Genomic DNA, 6753 nt, shown 5'->3' on the forward strand with positions numbered 1-6753 from the left:
GAGCTGGCAGGCACCATGGACCGCCTCGTCAACACCGTCCGCCCCTACGCCTGGGGATCCCCGACGGCCATCCCCGAACTCCTCGGCGTCGCCCCCACCGGCGAACCGCAGGCCGAGATGTGGATGGGCGCCCACCCCGGCGCCCCCTCCCGCACCGAGCGCGGCCCGCTCAACGAGGTCGTCGCCGCCGATCCCGTACGCGAGCTGGGGAAGCCCGCCGTCGAGAAGTTCGGTGCGCGCCTCCCCTTCCTGCTCAAGGTGCTCGCCGCGGGCGCCCCGCTCTCCCTCCAGGTCCACCCCGACCTCGACCGGGCCCGCGCGGGCTTCGCCGCCGAGGAGGCCGCGGGCATCCCCATCGACGCCCCGCACCGCACCTACAAGGACGCCAACCACAAGCCCGAACTGATCTGCGCCCTCACCCCCTTCGAGGGGCTGTGCGGATTCCGTGCCCCCGCCGCGGCCGCCGACCTCATCGCGGAGCTGGGCGTCGACTCGCTCAAGCCGTACGTGGACCTCCTCCACGCCCACCCCGAAGAGGCGGCGCTCCGCGAGGTCCTGACGGCCCTGCTGACGGCCGACCCCGACGAGATGGCGCACACGGTCACCGAAGCCGCGGCCGCTGCGGAACGCCTGGGCGGCGACCACGCCCCCTTCGCGAACCTCGCCCACCACTTCCCGGGCGACCCCGGAGTCATCGCCGCCATGCTCCTCAACCACGTCCGGCTCCAGCCGGGCGAGGCGCTCTACCTGGGCGCGGGCGTGCCGCACGCCTACTTCGACGGCATGGGCGTCGAGATCATGGCCAACTCCGACAACGTGCTGCGCTGCGGCCTCACCCCCAAGCACGTCGACGTCCCCGAACTCCTGCGGGTCGTCCGCTTCGAGTCGAACGACCCCGCCGTCCTGCGCCCCGAGGCCTCCCCCTCCGGGGAGGAGGTCTACGACACCCCGATCGACGAGTTCCGTCTCTCCCGTTTCGTACGGGCCGAGGGGGCCGCGCCGACCGACGTCACCGCCCCGACTCCACAGATCTTGCTCTCCGTCGCGGGCCGCCCGAAGGCGGGCGAGGTCACCCTCGCTCCGGGCGAGTCCGTCTTCGTTCCGGCGGGCGAGAAGACCGAACTGTCCGGTGCGGGTACGGTCTTTCGCGCCACCGTCGTGGCCTGATGCGAGAATGACCGGCCGAACCGCGGCGAAAGAGCCGGAGCATCGACGAAGGGACCTCGTACACCCATGAGCGCGTCAGGCGGAACCAAGGCGATCGTGGCGGCACTCGCCGCCAACCTCGCGATCGCCGTAGCCAAGTTCGTCGCGTACCTCTTCAGTGGGTCGTCCTCGATGCTCGCGGAGAGCGTGCACTCGCTCGCCGACTCCGGCAACCAGGGCCTGCTGCTCCTCGGCGGCAAGAAGGCCCAGCGCGAGGCGACCCCGCAGCACCCGTTCGGCTACGGCCGCGAGCGCTACATCTACGCCTTCCTCGTCTCGATCGTGCTCTTCTCCGTCGGTGGCATGTTCGCCATCTACGAGGGCTACGAGAAGATCAAGGACCCGCACGAGATCGAGGCCTGGTACTGGCCGGTCGGCGTCCTCGTCTTCGCGATCATCGCCGAGTCCTTCTCCTTCCGTACGGCCATCAAGGAGTCGAACGAGGTCCGCGGCGGCCTCTCCTGGACGGAGTTCGTCCGCCGCGCGAAGGCTCCCGAGCTCCCCGTCGTCCTGCTGGAGGACCTCGGCGCCCTCGTCGGCCTCGTGCTCGCCCTCGGCGGCGTCGGCCTCGCCCTCGCCACCGGCGACGGCGTCTGGGACGGCATCGGCACCCTCTGCATCGGCGTCCTGCTGATCCTGATCGCGATCGTGCTCGCGGCCGAGACCAAGTCGCTGCTCCTCGGTGAGTCCGCCGGCGTCGACGAGGTCAAGAAGATCGAGGCGGCGGTCGTCGACGGCGACACCGTCACCCGCCTCATCCACATGCGCACCCTCCACCTGGGCCCCGAGGAGCTGCTCGTCGCGGCCAAGATCGCGGTCAGCCACGACGACACGGCGACCGAGGTGGCCAACGCGATCAACGCCGCGGAGGAGCGCATCCGCGCGGCCGTCCCGATCGCCCGGGTGATCTACCTGGAGCCGGACATCTACAGCGAGTCCGCGGCCTCGGCGGGCGAGAACCCGGCCAAGGCACCGGGCGGCTCCGCCCACTGACCCACCGCGGCGAGGCCACCGACGCCCGCCGCCCCCAGCCACGAGGCCCCCGTGACCCCAGGTCCCGGGGGCCTCGTGCGTACCGAGGTGATCAAGCCAGAACCGGCCGGTACTGACCGGATCCCACCCGGCCTACCTCCGATGCGGACTGTGGCCGCAGCACCGTCCGGTGTAGATTCGAGATCAGCCAGACGTCGCTGCTGATGGCGGTCGGGCGGTCCAGCGGACCGGCCGAGGGAGAGAGGGCCTCCGACGACGGCACCGTGGAAACCCCCGGGCATTCGTGTGTCCAGGGCCCTGCCGTGGTGCCCTGCGCCTTCAATCGACCCTCGCACCCGAATCACTCGAGGAGCAGCACAGTCATGACGACTGCCGCCCAGCAGGACTTCAAGGTCGCCGACCTCTCCCTGGCCGCCTTCGGCCGCAAGGAGATCACCCTCGCCGAGCACGAGATGCCCGGCCTGATGTCGATCCGCCGCGAATACGCGGAGCAGCAGCCCCTCGCCGGCGCCCGCGTCACCGGCTCCCTGCACATGACCGTGCAGACCGCGGTCCTCATCGAGACGCTCGTCGCGCTCGGCGCCGAGGTCCGCTGGGCCTCCTGCAACATCTTCTCCACCCAGGACCACGCCGCCGCGGCCATCGCCGTCGGCCCGAACGGCACCCCGGAGAACCCCCAGGGCGTCCCGGTCTTCGCCTGGAAGGGCGAGACCCTGGAGGAGTACTGGTGGTGCACCGAGCAGGCCCTCACCTGGCCGAACACGCCCACCGGCGGCCCGAACATGATCCTCGACGACGGCGGTGACGCCACCCTCCTCGTCCACAAGGGCGTCGAGTTCGAGAAGGTCGGCTCCGCCCCGGACCCGTCCACCGCGGACAGCGAGGAGTACGGCCACATCCTCCGTCTCCTCAACCGCACCCTCACCGAGAACCCGCAGAAGTGGACCCAGCTGGCGTCCGAGATCCGCGGCGTGACCGAGGAGACGACGACGGGCGTCCACCGCCTGTACGAGATGCACCGCGAGGGCGCGCTGCTCTTCCCGGCGATCAACGTGAACGACGCCGTGACGAAGTCGAAGTTCGACAACAAGTACGGCTGCCGCCACTCCCTCATCGACGGCATCAACCGCGCCACCGACGTCCTCATCGGCGGCAAGACCGCCGTCGTCTGCGGCTACGGCGACGTCGGCAAGGGCTGCGCCGAGTCGCTCCGCGGCCAGGGCGCGCGCGTCATCGTCACCGAGATCGACCCGATCTGCGCGCTCCAGGCGGCCATGGACGGCTACCAGGTCACGACCCTGGACGAGGTCGTCGAGACCGCCGACATCTTCATCACCACGACCGGCAACAAGGACATCATCATGGCCGCCGACATGGCCAAGATGAAGCACCAGGCCATCGTCGGCAACATCGGCCACTTCGACAACGAGATCGACATGGCCGGCCTCGCCAACACCGCGGGCGTCGTCAAGGACGAGGTCAAGCCGCAGGTCCACACCTGGACCTACCCCGACGGCAAGGTCCTGATCGTCCTCTCCGAGGGCCGCCTGCTGAACCTCGGCAACGCGACCGGTCACCCCTCCTTCGTCATGTCGAACTCCTTCGCGGACCAGACGCTGGCCCAGATCGAGCTCTTCACGAAGCCGGAGGAGTACCCGACCGACGTCTACACGCTGCCGAAGCACCTGGACGAGAAGGTCGCCCGCCTCCACCTCGACGCCCTCGGCGTCAAGCTGACGACCCTCCGCCCCGAGCAGGCCGCCTACATCGGCGTCGAGGTCGACGGTCCCTTCAAGCCGGACCACTACCGCTACTGATGCCCCGGCCGACGGCACCCGCGCACTGACGCGACACCGTCCCGGACACCCGTAGAGGATTAAGGCAGGCCCCCGCACCCCCGTGCCGGGGGCCTGCCCCGTTCCGACTCCGCCCCCGCTACCGCACCTGGAAGCACCGCCTCCCGAGGACCGACCCATGCCCCGCGGCCGATATTCGCTCCATGACCCGCACGACCACACCCCCCTCGGTGAAGAGCACTTCCACTGCGCCCCCGGCCCCTCCGGCTGGCGCTACGTCTCCCAGACCGTCACCCCCTCGGGCGACCACCTCGGCTCCGTCGACCTGGCCATCGACGAACTGGGCCGCCCCATCCGCCTCGAAGTGAACGCCGCGAGCTGGCAGGTCCGCGGCGCGGCCCTCGACGGCGTCACCTGGGTCCGCACGGACCCCACCGGAACCCACGCCACCGAAGGCAATGTGCGCGCCCACGCCTTCACCGGCACGTCCCCGGCGTTCCTCGTCGCGATCACGCGACTCCTGCGTCTCACCCCCGATTCCCCCGAGACCCGCCTCAGGCTCGTCGCCTTCACGGATCCGGTGCTCGCCCCCCTCACGGTCGACCAGTCCTGGGCCCTGCTGAAGAGTGAAGCGCACGCCACTGACAACGGCCCCCTGGTCGTCGACGAGTACCAGGTCAGCGCCCTGGACACGGGGGAGCGGCACACCGTCCACATCGCCGGCGACGTGGTCCTCGCGGCCCCCGGCATCGAGCTCGAGGCCCTGGAGACACCACCCTCGGTCTTCCCCTGACCGTCAGGCGGGCGGCGCGAACCCGGTGGCCCGAGGCCCGCTCTCCCCACCCACCGGACCAACCGGCGGCACGACGACCGGAGAGCCGACAGCAGGAACAACAGGAACGGCAGGATTGGTGGGAGGAACAGACACACCCTCCCCCGACGGGGCGAAAGCCCGCCGGGAGTCCCGCGCCCGCCGCTCGGCGACGACCCCCGCGAGATAGGCGTCGGCAGGCACCCCCGGCGGCGGAGGCGCCCCGGTCAGCGCCACGAGCTCATCGGCGAGCCGCTCGGCGAGCCGCCGCCCGACGAAGGGGTCCAGCTCACGCGCTCGCGTCAGGTACTGACGTATCTCCAGCCACAGCCTCTCCGGCACAGCGGACAGATCGAGCCCGGCGAACCGACCGACGAGCCACGGCGGCGGCGGGGGCACAGCAAGGGCCCGCGCCGCGGGTATGCGCTCCCGCACGACGAGGGTCCCGGCGAACACGTCGCCGAGCCGCCGCCCCCGCTCGGACACGAGCGAGGCGATACAGGCGACGACCCCGAAGGTCATCAGGATCTCCACGACCCCCATGGCCCCCCGCACCAGCGCGTGCCGGAACCGGATCGGCCCCCCGTCGTCCCGCACGACCCGCAGCCCACAGGCCAGCTTCCCCAGCGACCGCCCGTGCGACAGCGTCTCCACCGCGATCGGCGCCCCCACGAGCACCAGCAGAAAACTGGCGATCGACACGGCCGTCGTGGCGGCCTCGTCCAAGGACGCCGTCGCCAGGGCGAGCCCGATCACGACCAGCAGATAGACGGCCCACACGACGGCGAGATCGATGAGCACCGCCAAAGCCCGGCTCGGCAGCCGTGCCGGCTGCAACCCCAGGACGACGGCATCCCCCGTCACCACCCCACTCACGGCGCCCACCTCTCCACGACTCTCCGAACGCCAGTCTGCCAAGCTGACCCGCAGCGCGCCGCAGTAGTACGGACCTGACCGCAGCAAGTGCCGGGAGCAGCAGCCGATCATGGACCTCGACGTCTACGTCACAGCCCACCGCGCCGAGTGGGAACGCCTCGACCACCTCCTGCGCAGGGGCCGCAGGCTGACCGGCGCCGAAGCGGACGAACTCGTCTCCCTCTACCAGCGCACGGCCACGCACCTCTCCATCGTCCAGTCCACGGCCCCGGACCCCCAGCTCACCGCCCGCCTGACCCAGCTCGTCGCCCGAGCCCGCGCGACCGTCACCGGCACCCGCCGCTCCTCCTGGCGCGACGCGGCCCGCTTCCTCACCGCCGGCTTCCCCGCGGCCGTGTACCGCTCCCGCCACTGGTGGATCCCCACCGCGGTCCTCTCGACCCTCCTCGCCGTCCTCATCGGCTGGTGGATCGGTACGCACCCGGAGGTCCAGGCCTCTATAGGCGCCCCCACGGAACTCCGCGAGATGACCCGCCCCGGCGGCCAGTACGAGACGTACTACTCCAGCCACCCGGCGGCGTCCTTCGCGGCCCAGGTCTGGACGAACAACGCCCAGGCCGCGGCCATGTGCCTGGTCCTGGGAGCGTTCCTAGGCATCCCGGTGCTGGGGATCCTCTTCCTCAACATGGTGAACCTCGGCGTCGGCATCGGCCTGATGTCCTCCGCGGGCCGCCTCGACGTCTTCCTGGGCCTGATCCTTCCCCACGGCCTGCTCGAACTGACGGCGGTCTTCGTCGCCGCCGGCACGGGCCTCCGCCTCGGCTGGACCCTCATCGACCCGGGCCCCACCACCCGCCGCGTCGCTCTGGCGGAGCAAGGACGCGCGGCTGTCGGAATGGCCATCGGCCTGGCCCTCGTCCTCTTCGTCTCGGGCCTGATCGAAGGCTTCGTCACCCCCTCGGGCCTGCCGACCTGGGCCCGGATCGCCATCGGCATCGGCGCTGAGCTGGCCTTTCTCGCCTACGTCTACATCCTGGGCGGCCGCGCCGCCCGAGCCGGCGCCACCGGCGA

Annotated in this window: 6 protein-coding genes (1 of these 6 cut by a window edge); 5 read left to right on the plus strand and 1 reads right to left on the minus strand. The window is 71.1% G+C overall.

Going from position 1 to position 6753, the window contains the following annotated elements:
- Positions 1 to 15 precede the first annotated feature (15 nt).
- The 4 genes from manA (at position 16) to DEJ46_RS24505 (ending at position 4788) form a co-directional block, all read left to right on the plus strand.
- On the plus strand, positions 16 to 1167 hold the full coding sequence (manA, locus tag DEJ46_RS24490; protein ID WP_150269680.1) for a mannose-6-phosphate isomerase, class I: 1152 nt from the start codon (positions 16 to 18) through the stop codon (positions 1165 to 1167).
- A gap of 66 nt (positions 1168 to 1233) precedes the next feature.
- Complete coding sequence (locus tag DEJ46_RS24495) at positions 1234 to 2199, plus strand: cation diffusion facilitator family transporter (protein ID WP_150269682.1); 966 nt, start codon at positions 1234 to 1236, stop codon at positions 2197 to 2199.
- Positions 2200 to 2561: 362 nt separating this feature from the next.
- Positions 2562 to 4016 carry an adenosylhomocysteinase gene (gene ahcY / locus DEJ46_RS24500; RefSeq protein ID WP_150269684.1) on the plus strand — a complete coding sequence of 485 codons (1455 nt, stop codon included), beginning with the start codon at positions 2562 to 2564 and terminating at the stop codon, positions 4014 to 4016.
- 157 nt (positions 4017 to 4173) lie between these two features.
- Complete coding sequence (locus DEJ46_RS24505; RefSeq protein WP_150269686.1) at positions 4174 to 4788, plus strand: hypothetical protein; 615 nt, start codon at positions 4174 to 4176, stop codon at positions 4786 to 4788.
- Positions 4789 to 4791: 3 nt separating this feature from the next.
- Here the strand turns inward: DEJ46_RS24505 and DEJ46_RS24510 are convergent, their stop codons facing one another.
- Positions 4792 to 5682, minus strand: coding sequence for an RDD family protein (locus DEJ46_RS24510; RefSeq protein ID WP_190622868.1), 891 nt, complete (start codon positions 5680 to 5682; stop codon positions 4792 to 4794).
- A gap of 109 nt (positions 5683 to 5791) precedes the next feature.
- On the opposite strand from DEJ46_RS24510, the gene DEJ46_RS24515 reads away from it, so the two are divergent.
- Positions 5792 to 6753, plus strand: the 5' portion of a protein-coding gene (locus DEJ46_RS24515; protein ID WP_150269687.1) for a stage II sporulation protein M. The gene runs 46 nt beyond the window's last position; 962 of the gene's 1008 nt are visible here — the first part of the coding sequence; it begins with the start codon at positions 5792 to 5794; the stop codon falls past the right edge of the window.

This window comes from Streptomyces venezuelae (genome assembly GCF_008642375.1).
GTDB lineage: Bacteria > Actinomycetota > Actinomycetes > Streptomycetales > Streptomycetaceae > Streptomyces > Streptomyces venezuelae_G.